This is a genomic window from Streptomyces sp. NPDC001507 (assembly GCF_042894765.1).
In the GTDB taxonomy this organism is placed as follows: domain Bacteria; phylum Actinomycetota; class Actinomycetes; order Streptomycetales; family Streptomycetaceae; genus Streptomyces.
In genome coordinates this window covers 353,541-366,456 of the sequence record NZ_JBIAVV010000003.1, presented here as the reverse complement: position 1 = coordinate 366,456, position 12,916 = coordinate 353,541, and the positions used below count along the sequence as shown (strand labels likewise).

9 protein-coding genes are annotated in these 12,916 nt (G+C 73.6%); 5 read left to right on the top strand and 4 right to left on the bottom strand.

The window, feature by feature from the left end; all coding sequences use genetic code 11:
* Window positions 1-113: 113 nt before the first annotated feature.
* Window positions 114-1,160: a LacI family DNA-binding transcriptional regulator gene (locus ACFY0K_RS12000; protein WP_390639723.1), complete on the top strand. Its 1,047-nt coding sequence runs from the start codon at window positions 114-116 to the stop codon at window positions 1,158-1,160.
* A gap of 258 nt (window positions 1,161-1,418) precedes the next feature.
* Here ACFY0K_RS12000 and ACFY0K_RS11995 read toward each other — a convergent pair whose 3' ends face one another.
* Window positions 1,419-1,916 carry a hypothetical protein gene (locus ACFY0K_RS11995; protein WP_390639722.1) on the bottom strand — a complete coding sequence of 166 codons (498 nt, stop codon included), beginning with the start codon at window positions 1,914-1,916 and terminating at the stop codon, window positions 1,419-1,421.
* A 394-nt stretch (window positions 1,917-2,310) separates the two neighbouring features.
* Here ACFY0K_RS11995 and ACFY0K_RS11990 point away from each other — a divergent pair, with 394 nt between their 5' ends.
* Complete coding sequence (locus ACFY0K_RS11990; RefSeq protein WP_390639721.1) at window positions 2,311-3,246, top strand: GNAT family N-acetyltransferase; 936 nt, start codon at window positions 2,311-2,313, stop codon at window positions 3,244-3,246.
* A gap of 17 nt (window positions 3,247-3,263) precedes the next feature.
* Window positions 3,264-4,064: a sugar phosphate isomerase/epimerase family protein gene (locus ACFY0K_RS11985; RefSeq protein ID WP_390639720.1), complete on the top strand. Its 801-nt coding sequence runs from the start codon at window positions 3,264-3,266 to the stop codon at window positions 4,062-4,064.
* Window positions 4,065-4,209: 145 nt separating this feature from the next.
* On the opposite strand, the gene aroA is transcribed toward ACFY0K_RS11985, so the two are convergent.
* A complete protein-coding gene (gene aroA / locus ACFY0K_RS11980) occupies window positions 4,210-5,460 on the bottom strand; it encodes a 3-phosphoshikimate 1-carboxyvinyltransferase (RefSeq protein ID WP_390639719.1) in 1,251 nt (416 codons plus the stop codon).
* 422 nt (window positions 5,461-5,882) lie between these two features.
* On the opposite strand from aroA, the gene ACFY0K_RS11975 reads away from it, so the two are divergent.
* Both ACFY0K_RS11975 and ACFY0K_RS11970 read left to right on the top strand, forming a co-directional pair.
* Window positions 5,883-7,676, top strand: a complete 1,794-nt coding sequence (locus ACFY0K_RS11975; protein WP_390639718.1) for a glycoside hydrolase family 3 protein — start codon at window positions 5,883-5,885, stop codon at window positions 7,674-7,676.
* Between the two features lie 102 nt (window positions 7,677-7,778).
* Complete coding sequence (locus ACFY0K_RS11970) at window positions 7,779-8,396, top strand: hypothetical protein (RefSeq protein WP_390639717.1); 618 nt, start codon at window positions 7,779-7,781, stop codon at window positions 8,394-8,396.
* A gap of 224 nt (window positions 8,397-8,620) precedes the next feature.
* Here ACFY0K_RS11970 and ACFY0K_RS11965 read toward each other — a convergent pair whose 3' ends face one another.
* On the bottom strand, window positions 8,621-9,013 hold the full coding sequence (locus tag ACFY0K_RS11965) for a hypothetical protein (RefSeq protein ID WP_390639716.1): 393 nt from the start codon (window positions 9,011-9,013) through the stop codon (window positions 8,621-8,623).
* 103 nt (window positions 9,014-9,116) lie between these two features.
* Entirely contained in the window at window positions 9,117-12,869 is a 3,753-nt protein-coding gene (locus tag ACFY0K_RS11960; RefSeq protein WP_390639715.1) for an ABC transporter ATP-binding protein, read from the bottom strand.
* Window positions 12,870-12,916 lie beyond the last annotated feature (47 nt).

The window sequence follows — 12,916 nt, the reverse complement described above, 5'->3', positions numbered from 1 at the left end:
GGCCTTATGGTCTGCACGGCAAGGGGGCTTCCTTTGAGCAAGCTGTTGATCGCTCTGTCGATCAGGCTGGGTACGACGGCGTACGACGAGATGCGCGACCGGAGGACGACGAGATGACGGTGACCCTGGCGGACGTGGCGGCCCGCGCCCAGGTCTCGCCCGCGACGGTGTCGCGCGTACTGAACGGCAACTACCCCGTGGCGGCGTCCACGCGGGAGCGGGTGCTGCGGGCTGTGGACGAGCTGGACTACGTCCTCAACGGGCCGGCGAGCGCGCTCGCGGCGGCCACCTCCGACCTGGTCGGCATCCTCGTCAACGACATCGCCGACCCCTTCTTCGGAATCATGGCAAGCGCGATCCAGGCCGAGATCGGCGGTCCGGGCGGGCGTGCGGGCGGCGAGCGGCTCGCGGTGACCTGCAACACCGGGGGGTCGCCGGAACGGGAACTGACGTACCTGACCCTGCTGCAGCGGCAGCGGGCGGCGGCGGTGATCCTGACCGGCGGGGCCGTGGAGGACGCGCCGCACGCGGCGGCGGTGGCGGCGAAGCTGCGCAAGCTGGCGGACGCGGGGACCCGGGTGGTGCTGTGCGGGCGGCCGCCGGCGCCGGACACCGACGCGGTGGCGCTGACCTTCGACAACCGGGGCGGCGGCAAGCAGTTGACCGAGCACCTCATCGGGCTGGGCCACCGGCGCCTCGGCTACATCGCGGGGCCCGAGGAGCGGACGACCACCCGGCACCGCCTGGAGGGCCACCGGGCCGCGCTCGCCGAGGCCGACATCGAGGAGGACCCTCGCTGGACCGTGCACGGGCGCTACGACCGGCGGGCGGGGTACGAGGCGACGCTGGAGCTGCTGCGCCGGGACCCGTCGCTCACCGCGGTGGTGGCGGCGAACGACTCGGTGGCGCTGGGCGCCTGCGCGGCGCTGCGGGAGTCGGGGCTGCGGATTCCGGCGGACGTTTCGGTGGCCGGCTTCGACGACCTGCCGTTCAGCATCGACGCGGTGCCGTCGCTGACGACGGTCCGGCTGCCGCTCGCGGAGGCGGGGGCGCGGGCCGGCCGCATCGCCATGGGCCGCGAGGAGCCGCCGCCGGGCGGGATCGCCACGGTGCGGGGGGAGCTGATGGTGCGGGGGTCGTCGGGCGTGCCGCGCGGCTGACGGGCGTTCCGCCCAAGCGTTCCGCCGGGAGCGCCGCGACATGTCGTCCGGCGACTGTCGTCTGCGGCACCGTCGTGGCTAGCGCAGTTCCTCCCCCAGCTTCGGCCGGGGTACCCCAGGGCCGCTTTGGGGCGCCGTCTCACCGGGGGCACGGCTCAGATGCCCCGGACGCCCCTTGCGGCAAGAAGCTCCACGCACGGATCCGGGTGCCCGAGGGTCGGGCACCCGGATCCGTCCTTTGCTGTCAGGGAGTGTCACTCAGCGGCCGCCACCGCCACCGCCGCCGCCGTGGCCACCGCCACCGCCGCCGCCGTGACCGCCGCCGCCACCGCCACCGTGACCGCCGCCGCCATAGCCGCCGCCACCGTGACCGCCGCCGCCGTAACCGCCGCCGCCATAGCCGCCGCCACCGTAGCCGCCGTGACCACCGTGGCCGCCGTAGCCGTAGTCGTCCCAGCCACCCCAGCCGCCGTAGCCGTGGCCGCCGTAGCCACCGTGACCGCCGTAGCCGCCGCCACCGTAGCCTCCGCCGCCGTGACCGCCGCCGCCGTAGCCTCCGCCGCCATGGCCGCCACCGCCGCCGCCGTGGCCACCGCCACCGCCGCCGCCGTGACCGCCGCCGCCACCGCCACCGCCGTTGTCCTGGTAGGTGACGACGTGGTCGGGCGCCGCGTGGGTGGCCGCACTGGCGATGCCGGCTCCGGCGCCGAGCGCCAGGATGGGTGCCGAAATCGCAGCGATGGCGACCCTCTTCATACGTGTGGTGTGCGCGCGCATGGTTTCGCCCCTCTCCGAGGGTGTGGGTTGTTACGACGGCCGCCGTGTCAGAAGGGCCGACCGCCCTGCTTGCGCTCCGGAGCCTGCGCGCAGCTCCGGGCGCGCCCGCCGCCCGTGATGCCGGTTCTCCGCACCCGTCCGGGCTGTCCGGCGGACCACGTCACGTCCTCGTTGAAACGGACATAAGTGACGTTCGTGTATAAACCTACGGCGCGGGCGCGGCGAAGTCAAAAGCAGGGCCACGGCCGCGCAAAAAAGAACAAGTAAAGCCCGTGGGGCCGCCGTTCGGGCCGACGCCTTCCGGCCGGGCGGGGTGGCGGGATAGCCTCGGAGGCGCGGTATCTCTGACTCAGTCAACCATCGGGGTCCAGCCATGACCGTCCAGGACGTCCGTGCCTTCAACCGCTTCTACACCAACCTCATCGGCGCCCTCGACTACGGCCGCCACCTCTACGCCCCGTACACCCTCACCGAGGCCCGGGTGCTCTACGAGCTCGCGCATGCCACCGACACCGACGCGGCCGACCTGCGCTCCGATCTCGCACTGGACGCCGGGTACTTGAGCCGGATCCTCAACAAATTCGAGGAGGCCGGGCTGATCGAGCGCGCGCCCTCGGAGAAGGACCCGCGGCGGCGGCGCGTCTCGCTCACCCCGGGCGGCCGGTCCGCCGCCGGGCTGCTGGACGAGCGGGCCCGGGAATCGGTCGGCTCGCTGCTGGGCGCAGTCGACCCCGGCGAGCGGGCCCGCCTCGCCGAGGCGATGCGCACCATCCGCACGATCCTCGGCGACGGGCACGCCCCCGAGGGCTCCGGCGAGGTCGTGCTGCGCGAGCCGCACCCCGGCGACCTGGGCTGGATCGTGCAGCGCAACGCCGCCCTGTACGCGGCCGAGCACGGCTGGAACACCGACTACGAGGGCCTCGTCGCCCGGATCGTCGCCGACTACGCCGAGGACCACGACCCGCACCTGGAGCGGACCTGGATCGCCGAGTGGGCCGGACGGCCGGTGGGCTGCGTGATGTGCGTACGGGACGACGCCCCGGGCACCGCGCGGCTGCGGCTGCTGCTCGTGGAGCCGGAGGCCCGCGGGCTCGGCATCGGCGACCGGCTGGTCACCGCCGTGACCGACTTCGCGCGCGGGGTCGGCTACCGGGAGCTGGTCCTGTGGACCAACGACGTGCTGTCCGCCGCCCGCCGCATCTACCAGCGGCACGGCTTCGTCCTCACCGCCGAGAAACCGCACCGCTCCTTCGGCAAGGACCTGGTCGGCCAGGACTGGCGGCTGGACCTGCACGGAACCGGTGAGTGAGAAGTAGGTTGGTGGACATGAAGTTCGCCTTCTCCACCCTCGGGGTTCCCGGTCTGCCGGTGCCCGACGTCCTCGCGCTCGCCACGGCCAACGGCTACCACGGCGTGGAGCTGCGCGCCCATCCGGAGGAGCCCGTCCATCCCGGCCTCGGCCCGGCCGCGCGGTCCGACGTGGCCGCCGAGTTCAAGGCGACCGGGGTGGAGGTCCTGGGCGTCGCCGGGTACGCGCGCCTCGCGGCGCCGGGCGACGACGCACCGGTCCTCGACGAGACCCGCCAACTCCTCCAGCTCGCCCACGACCTGGGCGCCTCCTACGTCCGCGTCTTCCCGGGCGCCGACCCGGACCTGCCGGCCGCCGAGTCCGACGCGATCGCCGCCCGGCGGCTCGGCACGGTCGCCGAGGACGCCGCCGCGCTCGGCGTACGGGTCCTGCTCGAGACCCACGACTCGCACCCCACCGGCGCCGCCGCGATCCGTGTCCTCGGGCCGGTCGGGCACCGCATGGTCGGCTCGCTCTGGGACGTCATGCACACCTGGCTGGGCGGCGAGCAGCCCGCCGAGAGCTACGCGGCGCTCGCCCCGCACCTCGGCTACGTCCAGGTCAAGGACATCGCCTCGGCCGACGACACCACCCCGTTGCCGCTCGGCGCCGGGGTCCTCCCCCTCTCCGAGTGCGTGGAGGTGCTCTCCCGGCACGGCTGGGACGGCTGGCTGTGCTGGGAGTACGAGAAGCGCTGGTACGAGGAGGCGGCCCCGCTGCCCGGACTGCTGGCGGCGGGCCGTGAGCACCTGTCCCGGCTGCTCAACGAGTCGGCCTGACCTCCGCAATCACGCGCCGCCGACCGAGATCCCGGATCACACCCGGCCGACCAGGACCCCGGATCACACCCCGCCGACCAGGACCCCGGGGCACACCCGGCCAGCCAAGACCCCGGATCACGCCCGGCCGACCAGGATCCCCGGATCACACCCCGGCGACCGGGATCCCCCACCCCTCGGCCAGCTCCCCGAACGCCTCGTGGAAGCCCGGGAACGTCTTCTTCACGCATCCCGGGTCGTCGAAGGAGATCCCGGGCGTGCGCAGGCCGGTCACCGCGAAGGACATCACGACGCGGTGGTCGCCGAAGGTCTTGATCTCGGCCGGGGCGGGGGTGCCGGGCCGGATCTCGATCCAGTCGTCCCCGGTGGCGGCCTCGATCCCCAGCCGGCGCAGGTTCTCCGCGCAGGCGTCGAGCCGGTCGCACTCCTTCACCCGGGTGTTCGCCACGTCCTCGATGCGGACGGGACCGCTCGCGAAGGGGGCGATGGCCGCGAGGGTCGGCATGGTGTCGGAGATGTCCCGCATGGCGACGGTGAGGCCGCGGAGCGTGCCGGTGCCCCGCACGGTCGTCCGGTCCTCGGCGATCTCGACGTCCGCGCCCATCCGCCGCAGGACGTCCACGAACCCAAGGTCGCCCTGGAGGGCGCCCCGCCCGAGCCCCGGCACGGTGACCTCACGGCCCGTCACGGCCGCCGCGGCGAAGAAGTAGCCGGCGGTGGAGGCGTCGGGCTCGATCGCGTAGGTGGTGGCCCGGTAGCCGCCCGGCGGGACGACGAAGACCTCGCCCTCCCGTGCCACCTCCACCCCGAACGACCGCATCATCGCGATCGTGATCTCCACGTACGGCGCGGACACCAGGTCCGTCACCCGGATCCGCAGGCCCTTGCGGGTGAGCGGGCCGAGCAGCAGCAGGGCGGTGAGGTACTGCGAGGACTGCCCGGCGTCGAGCGTCACCTCGCCGCCCTCGACCCCGGCCGCCTCGATGCGCAGCGGGTGGTGGCCCTCGGCGGCCTCGTGGCGCAGGTCGACGCCGAGGTCGCGCAGGGCGCGGGTGAGCGGGGCGAGGGGGCGGCGGCGCATCTGCTCGGAGGCGTCGAAGCGGTAGCTGCCGTGGCCGGCCGCGGCGAGGGTGGGCAGGAAGCGGGCGGTGGTGGCGCCGTCCCGGCAGTAGACCTCGGCCTCGGGGAGGGCGGGGCCCTGCGGGCGGCCGTCCACCTGCCAGGTGTCGGGGGTGCGGCCGACGCGGTAGCCGAGCCGGGCCAGGCCCTCGGCGAAACCCTCGGTGTCGTCGGAGCGGAGGGGGCGGACGAGGGTGGTGACTCCGTCGGCGGCGGCCGCGAGGAAGAGGGCGCGGGCGGTGACGGACTTGGAACCGGGGATCGCGACGAGGGGCATGGGCCGATGATCTCTGGTTTCCCTGGGGTGCGGGGGCGTTTGTCCATGGGGTGGAACAGGCCTTCGGTGCGCGCGGGCCGGTGGGGGCTGTTCGCGCCGTTCCTCCCCCAGCCTTCGGCCGGGGGTACCCCCGGCGCCCCTTTCAGGGGCGCTTCACCGACGTATCTGCAGTCCCACCGCTCCCGACTTCCGGGAATTCCCGTGTGCGTGGGAACCCGGTCCCTCCCCCGCCCGTCCAACACGCAGGCTGCCGGAAGAGTCTCCGTGGTGTGGTGTCGGCCCTCGCTGCTGGCTGCGATCGCTGACCTACCCTCTCCGCCGCACCGCGGCCGTCGGCCCGCCGCCATCGACGTGCCCCCCTCCAATGCGCCGATGGCGGCCCCTTTCTGGTTACTGTGCATTCCCCACCCAAAGGAGCGCACGTGCCCTCCAGACGCACCGTTCTCGCCGCGACCGCGGGCGTCACCGCGGGACTGGCCGTCGGCACCGGCACGGATGCCTTCGGCGCCGACGACAAGAAGCTCCGGGCGCTCGTCGCGCGGATGACGATCGAGGAGAAGGTCGGCCAGCTGTTCGTGATGCGGGTCTACGGGCACTCGGCCACCGACCCCGACCAGGCCGACATCGACGCCAACCTCAAGGAGATCGGCGTCCGCACCGCCGCCGAGCTGATCGCGAAGTACCGGGTCGGCGGGATCATCTACTTCACCTGGACGCACAACACCCGCGACCCGCGGCAGATCGCCGAGCTGTCGAACGGGATCCAGCGGGCCTCGCTGGCACAGCCGCGCGGCCTGCCCGTCCTCATCGCCACCGACCAGGAGCACGGCGCCGTCTGCCGGATCGGCAGGCCCGCCACCCTCTTCCCCGGCGCCATGGCCATGGGGGCGGGCGGCTCCCGCACCGACGCCCGCACCCTCGGCCGCATCTCCGGCGCGGAGCTGCGCGCGATGGGCGTCCGGCAGGACTACTCCCCCGACGCCGACGTCAACGTGAACCCGGCCAACCCGATCATCGGCGTACGGTCCTTCGGGGCCGGTCCGGACGCGGTCGGGGCCCTGGTCGCCGCCGAGGTCCAGGGGTACCGGGACGCGGGCGTGGCGGCCACCGTCAAGCACTTCCCGGGGCACGGCGACACCGCCGTCGACAGCCACACCGGCTTCCCGGTGATCACGCACAGCCGGGAGCTGTGGGAGAAGCTGGACGCGGTCCCGTTCCGCGCGGCGATCGCGGCCGGCGTCGACTCGGTCATGACCGCGCACATCCAGTTCCCGGCCCTGGACGGCTCCGGCGACCCGGCCACCCTGTCCCACCCCGTCCTCACCGGCATCCTGCGCGGCGAACTCGGCTACGACGGGGTCGTGGTGACCGACTCCCTCGGCATGGCGGGGGTCCGCACGAAGTACGGCGACGCCCGGGTGCCCGTGCTCGCCCTGCGGGCCGGTGTGGACCAGCTCCTCGACCCGCCCAAGCCGGACGTCGCCTGGCACGCCGTCCTGAAGGCCGTACAGGACGGCGAACTGACCGAGTCCCGGCTGGACGAGTCGATCCTCCGGATCCTGCGGCTGAAGTCCCGGCTGGGGCTGCTCGACCGGCCGTACGTGCACGAGAAGGACGTGGGACGGGTGGTCGGCACGGGGCAGCACCTCGCCGCCGCCGACCGCATCGCCGAGCGCACCACCACCCTGCTGGTCAACGAGGGCGGCCTGCTCCCGCTGTCCCGCGGTACGCACGGCACGGTGCTGGTCGTCGGCGCCGACCCGGCCTCCCCGTCCGGTACGACGGGACCGCCGACCGGCGTGCTCGCCGCCGCCCTCACCGAACTCGGCTTCGCCGCGACCGCGTTGTCCACGGGCACGGACCCCTCCGCCGCCGACGTGGACGAGGCGGTCGCGGCGGCCCGGGGAGCGGACGCGGTGGTCGTCGGGACGTACAACGTGACGGCGGACAGCGGACAGCAGCGGCTGGTGGAACGGCTGGTCGCGACCGGCGTCCCCGTGGTGGCGGTGGCGGTGCGCAATCCGTACGATGTCGCCCAACTCCCCTCCGTCAAGGCCTGCTTGGCGACCTACTCCTGGACCGACGTCGAACTGCGGGCCGCGGCACGGGTGATCGCGGGCGAGGTGGCACCGCGGGGCAGTCTGCCGGTGCCGGTGCAGCGGGCGGACGATCCGGCCCGGGTGCTGTATCCGATCGGCCACGGACTGACGTACTAGACGTACGCCACCGAACCGGGCGTAATGCCCCCAAAAGGCGGAAAGCCTCCCGTACAGCTGACGCGGACCGTGATCGCGGGCCACGCTGGCAGGGGGGTCACTATGCGGAACAGGCGTTGTGCGGGGGTACTGGTTGCGGTGGCCGTCGTGCTGCTGCCGGCCGGTTGCCGGACGTCGTCGTCCGGGGCGCCGGCGGGCAGCGCGCGGTCGACGGCGAGCCCGGCGCCGGCCGGGTACGGCGCGCAGTTCCTCGCGGTCGGCGAGTGCAGCTCGTTCGGGACCGCCAGCTTCACCGAGGTGCCCTGCACCGGGGAACGCGCGGCGGCCCGGGTGATCGCCCGGTACGACGGCACCGTGGCCGACGGGCCGCTGTGCCCGCCCACCACCGACTTCGTTCTCCACATAGGCGCCCAGCGCACGGGCGGCGGCGAGGACGGCGACGGAACGATCCCGCAGGGCTACGCCTGCATGCGCAACCTGGAGCCGCCGCACCCCGGTGACCCGGGCGGGGGCGGCGGGCCGCGCACCGTCGTCGGCGACTGCGTCTACGGCTCGGGCCACGGCCAGGTCCGCGAGACCGCCTGCGACGGCTCGGGGAAACGGAAACCGCAGTACCGGGTGGTCGGGGCGGTGACCTCGCGGGACGCCTGCCCGGCGTCCACCGCCCTGTACGTCCAGCTGGGCGGGGAGCAACCGGTGGGCTGCGCCCGGCGGTTGTGAACGCCCGTGTCGGCCTGGACCGGGGCGTGCGGGGCCCGGGCCGGGAAGCCGGCGGGCGTCGCGGTCATCCTGCGGACACCACCAGGGTCACCATGACTCGGCCTGCCGGAACAGCGCGACCGCCGCCGCGAAGAACCAGACGCAGAACACCAGACACGCACCCCACAGCGCCCACAGGACCCACCGGACCTCTCGTCGTACGCGCACCGGCGGTTCGTCCTCCCTCAGCAAAGGATCCAGCCCGAGCTCACCGAGCTCCCCCCGACCGTGCCCCGCACCCACACGCAGCGGTGTCCCGCGTGGACCGTGACCGGGCCGGCGCGGTGGCTGTACTTGCCCTTGTCGACGACCGGGCGGTTGCCGCGGGCCTGGACGCTGACGGACATCGTCCGCCTGCCGCCGGAGTTCTTGGGCAGGGTGATCGCGCAGACGTAGCCGCCCTGCCGGTAGACGTGCACGGTGCCGGCGGCGAAGGACAGGGTCCGCACCTCGCGTCCGGCGCAGTTCGTGGCCGTCGCGGCCTGCGCCTCGGCCGGCGCCACGAGCGCGAGCGCCCCGGAGGCGGCCAGCACGGCCGTACCGAGCGCCAGACGCCGGCGTATCGCACCACTGTCCACAGTCGTTCCCTCCCGTACCGCAGCCGTGCCCCCACCATGACCGTACTGATGTACGGACGCCCGACATGTGTCGGATGGTTGCACGGCCGTCAGGGAGGCGAGCTCACCGGGTCGCGCCCACCGGCTCCTCCGGCTCCTCCTCGGGCCGGCCGATGAAGGTGCGCCACAGTTCGGCGTACCGGCCGTCGAGGGCCAGCAGTTCGTCGTGGGTGCCGTCCTCGGCGACCCGGCCGTGGTCCATGACCACCACCCGGTCGGCGCGGGCCGCGGTGGTCAGCCGGTGGGCGACCACGAGGGTGGTACGACGGCCCGTCAGCCGGTCGGTGGCCATGTTGACCTGGGCCTCGGTCGCCAGGTCCAGGGCCGCCGTCGCCTCGTCGAGGAGCAGCACGTCGGGGTCGACCAGCTCCGCGCGCGCGAGGGCGATGAGCTGGCGCTGGCCCGCGGAGAGGTTGCGGCCGCGCTCGGCCACCTCGTGGAGGTAGCCGCCGTCGAGGGTGGCGATCATCTCGTGGGCGCCGACCGCGCGGGCCGCCGCCTCCACCTGGGCGTCGGTCGCGTCCGGGCGCCCGTAGGCGATGGCGTCCCGGACGGTCCCGGGGAAGAGGTACGCCTCCTGCGGGACGACCCCGAGCCGGTGGCGGTACGAGGTGAGGTCGAGGTCGCGCAGGTCCGTGCCGTCGACCGTCACCCGGCCGCCCGTCGGGTCGTAGAACCGCGCGACCAGCTTGACCAGGGTCGACTTGCCCGCGCCGGTCTCGCCGACGAAGGCGACGGTCTGCCCGGCGGGGATGGCCAGGTCGATGCCGCCGAGTGCCGCGTCGCCCTCGTCGGCGGCCCCGTAGGCGAAGTGCACGTTCTCGAAGGCGATGTCGCCGTGGAGCGACCGCACCTCCCGCGGTCGCTCCGCCGACTTGGTGGAGGTCGGCTCGCGCAGGAGTTCCTGGATGCGGCCGAGGGAGACGGTCGCCTGCTGGTATCCGTCGAAGACCTGGGAGAGCTGCTGGACGGGGGCGAAGAACAGGTCGATGTAGAGGAGGTAGGCGACCAGGGCGCCGGTGGTGAGGGTGGCCGCCTCGACCCGGTGGGCGCCCGACATCAGCACGCTCGCCGCGGCCACCGACGACAGCAGCTGGACGAACGGGAAGTAGAGCGATATCAGCAACTGGCCCCGGATACGGGCACGTCGGTAGCTCTCGCTGCGCTCGGTGTAGCGGTGGCGGCTGTCCCGCTCGCGCCGGAAGGCCTGCACGATCCGCAGGCCGGACACCGACTCCTGGAGGTCGGCGTTGACCACCGACACCCGCTCCCGGGCGAGTTCGTACGCCTTCACGCTCGCCCGGCGGAAGAAGAAGGTCGCCACGACCAGCGGGGGCAGGGTGAGGAAGACGACCAGCGCGAGCTGCACGTCGATCACCAGCAGGGCGACCATGATGCCGAAGAAGGTGACGACGGAGACGAAGGCGGTGACCAGGCCGGTCTGGAGGAAGGTGGAGAGGGCGTCGACGTCCGTCGTCATCCGCGTCATGATGCGGCCGGTCAGCTCCCGCTCGTAGTAGTCGAGTCCGAGCCGCTGGAGCTGGGCGAAGATCTTCAGGCGGAGGGAGTAGAGGACCCGTTCGCCGGTACGGCCGGTCATCCGGGTCTCGCCGATCTGGGCCGCCCACTGGGCGAGCACCGCGAACAGGCCGAGCAGCGCGGCCGCCCAGACCGCGCCGAGCGCCAGTTTACTGACGCCCTGGTCGATGCCGTGCCGGATCAGCACCGGGAGCAGCAGGCCCATGCCGGCGTCCACGGCGACCAGCGCGAGGCTGACCAGCAGGGGCGCGCCGAAGCCGCGCAGCAGGCGGCGCAGGCCGTAGGAGTCCTCGGGGCGGACGGCACCGGCCTCGTCGATGTCGGGGACGTCGGTCGCCGGGGGCAGCGCCTCGACCTGGGCGAGCAGTTCGGGAGTGGCCGGGGTGCCGGCGAGGGCGTGGTCGCGGGGCGTGCGGTCGCCGGTCCACAGCCGCGGGGTCACGCCGCGCTCGGCGTCGAACTCGGCGTCCAGCTCGTCCCGTACGGAGGTGTCCTCGCGCGGTTCGAGGGGGAGCGCGTGCCCCGGGGAGACCCCGCCGAGCTCGTCGGGGTCGGTGAGGAGCCTGCGGTACAGGGCGCACCGCTGCTGGAGCTCCTCGTCGGTGCCGATGTCGGTGAGCCGGCCGCCGTCGAGGACGGCGATGCGGTCGGCGAGGTTGAGGGTGGAGCGGCGGTGCGCGATGAGGAGCGTGGTGCGCCCCCGCATCACGTGCGCGAGGGCCTCGTGGATCTCGTGCTCCACGCGGGCGTCGACGGCCGAGGTGGCGTCGTCGAGGACGAGGAGCCGGGGGTCGGTGAGCAGGGCACGGGCGAGGGCGATGCGCTGGCGCTGGCCACCGGAGAGGGTGAGGCCCTGTTCGCCGACCTTGGTGTCGTAGCCGTCGGGCAGCTCGGCGATGAACCGGTCGGCCTGGGCGGCGCGGGCGGCGGCGAGGATCTCGTCCTCGGTCGCCTCGGGACGGCCGTAGGCGACGTTGTTGCGGACCGTGTCGGAGAAGAGGAACGAGTCCTCGGGGACCAGGCCGATCGCGGCCCTGAGCGAGTCGTGGGTCAGCTCGCGGACGTCGTGGCCGCCGATCAGGACGGCGCCGTGGGTGACGTCGTAGAAGCGCGGCAGGAGGAGGGAGACCGTGGACTTGCCGGAGCCGGAGGAGCCGACGACGGCGAGGGTCTCGCCCGGCCGGATCTCGAAGCTGAGCCCCTTCAGGACCGGGCGCTCGTCGTCGTACCCGAACGACACGTCGTCGAACTCGACGGTCGCGGGCGCGTCGGCGGGGAGGGTCTTGGTGCCCTCCTTCATGGTGGGCTCGGTGTCGATCAGTTCGAGCACCCGCTCGGTGCCCGCGCGGGCCTGCTGGCCGACGGTGAGGACCACGGCGAGCATCCGGACCGGGCCGACCAGCTGGGCGAGGTAGGAGGAGAAGGCGACGAAGGTGCCGAGGGTGATGTGACCGCGGACGGCGAGCCAGCCGCCGAGCGCGAGCATGGCGACCTGGCCGAGGGCCGGGACGGCCTGGAGGGCCGGGGTGAACCTGCTGTTCAGCCGAATCGTGCGCAGCCGCCCGGCGAAGAGCCTGCGCCCGACCTCCTTCAGCTTCCCGGTCTCCTGCTCCTCCTGCCCGAACCCCTTCACCACCCGCACGCCGCTCACCGCGCCGTCGACCACCCCGGCCACGGCCGCGGCCTGGGCCTGGGCGTACCAGGTGGCGGGGTGCAGCTTGCTGCGGCTGCGCTTGGCGATCCAGTACAGGGCCGGGGCGACGGCGAGGGCGACCAGGGTGAGCGGCGGCGACAGCCAGGCCATGATCGCGAGGGAGATCAGGAAGAGGAGGACGTTGCCGATGGTCATCGGCAGCATGAAGAGGAGCCCCTGGATGAGCTGGAGGTCGCTGGTGGCGCGTCCCACCACCTGGCCCGTGGACAGCTCGTCCTGCCGCCGTCCGTCGAGCCGGGTGAGGGTGTCGTACATCTCGGTCCGCAGGTCGTGCTGGACGTCGAGGGCGAGCCGGCCGCCGTAGTAGCGGCGCACGAAGGTGGCCGCGTAGACGAGGACGGCGGCACCGACCAGGGCACCGGCCCAGGGCCCCATGGACCGGCTGTGGTCGCCGATCACGTCGTCGATGATCACCTTGGTGATCAGGGGTACGACGGCGAGCACCGCCATACCGGCCAGCGAGGACCCGAGCGCGAGCACGACGTCCCGGGGATGCCGCCAGGCATACCCCGCCAGCCTGCGCGCCCAGCCGCCCTGCTGCCGTTCCCCCTGTTGCGCTGCCACGCGGGTGCCCTCCGTTCGCCCTGTTCTTCCACAAGGTCACAACACGG

Coding starts and splice junctions, on each gene's coding strand:
- ACFY0K_RS12000 (WP_390639723.1), top strand. CDS start 114: ATGACGGTGACCCTGGCGGACGTGGCGGCCCGCGCCCAGGTCTCGCCC.
- ACFY0K_RS11970 (WP_390639717.1), top strand. CDS start 7,779: ATGCGGAACAGGCGTTGTGCGGGGGTACTGGTTGCGGTGGCCGTCGTG.
- ACFY0K_RS11995 (WP_390639722.1), bottom strand. CDS start 1,916: ATGAAGAGGGTCGCCATCGCTGCGATTTCGGCACCCATCCTGGCGCTC.
- ACFY0K_RS11985 (WP_390639720.1), top strand. CDS start 3,264: ATGAAGTTCGCCTTCTCCACCCTCGGGGTTCCCGGTCTGCCGGTGCCC.
- aroA (WP_390639719.1), bottom strand. CDS start 5,460: ATGCCCCTCGTCGCGATCCCCGGTTCCAAGTCCGTCACCGCCCGCGCC.
- ACFY0K_RS11990 (WP_390639721.1), top strand. CDS start 2,311: ATGACCGTCCAGGACGTCCGTGCCTTCAACCGCTTCTACACCAACCTC.